Source organism: Streptomyces sp. ActVer (assembly GCF_027270795.1).
In the GTDB taxonomy this organism is placed as follows: Bacteria; Actinomycetota; Actinomycetes; order Streptomycetales; family Streptomycetaceae; genus Streptomyces; species Streptomyces umbrinus_A.
The window spans coordinates 1-853 of record NZ_JAPWHT010000968.1; the positions used below are offsets into that span (position 1 = coordinate 1).

Below are 853 nucleotides of genomic sequence, written 5' to 3' on the forward strand. Positions count from 1 at the left end.
GCGGCGATGATGTACAGGAACTCGTTGCCGACACCCTCGCCGGACTGGACGGTGTTGAACGAGAACAGGATGTGCATGCCCACGAACCAGGCACCGGCGCCGACGCCCATGAACAGGGCGATCTTGGTGAAGGTGACGGGGACACCCACCGCACGTGCGGATTCCTTGCTGCCGCCGGTGGCGAAGATCCAGTTGCCGAACTTGGTGCGCAGCAGCAGCCAGGTCGCGGCCGCGGCGAAGACCAGCCAGTAGAAGACGGTGATCTTGACGTCGACGCCGCCGATGCTGACCTCGGAGGCGAAGACCTTCTTGGCCTGGTCGAAGCCGTCCATGTCACTGATCGAGTCCGTGGCGACGTTGCCGGTGAAGACCTTGGTGATGGCGAGGTTGGCGCCCTGCAGGATCAGGAACGTGCCGAGCGTGATCAGGAACGACGGCAGACCCGTCCTGACCAACAGGTAGCCGTTGAACGCCCCGATCGCCAGCGACACCACCAACGCGACGACGATGCCGACCCATATGTTCATGGAGAGCTGGAAGCTCCACATGCTGGCCGTCAGGGCCGAGGTGGTCACGGCCACGCCGGCGGAGAGGTCGAACTCGCCGCCGATCATCAACAGGGCCACCGGGAGGGCCATGATGCCCATGACGGAGGACTCGTAGAGCACGTTGGCCAGCGAGCCGGCCTCGCGGAACGGGGAGGCGACCGCGAAGAAGAACACGTACACGGCGATCGCCGCGATGAGCGCGCCGATCTCCGGGCGGGCCGCCAGCCTGCGGGCCAGGGACCGTTCCGAGGTCCGGCCGTCCTTCGGGGCGGCCGGCGGAGCCGGCGACGAGGAGCTCGTCGCCG

Annotated in this window: 1 protein-coding gene; it reads right to left on the reverse strand. The window is 66.8% G+C overall.

What is annotated here, in order from left to right; all coding sequences use genetic code 11:
• The coding region (locus O3Q52_RS53665) for an ABC transporter permease (protein ID WP_269655624.1) at positions 1–853 on the reverse strand (853 nt) is incomplete at both ends.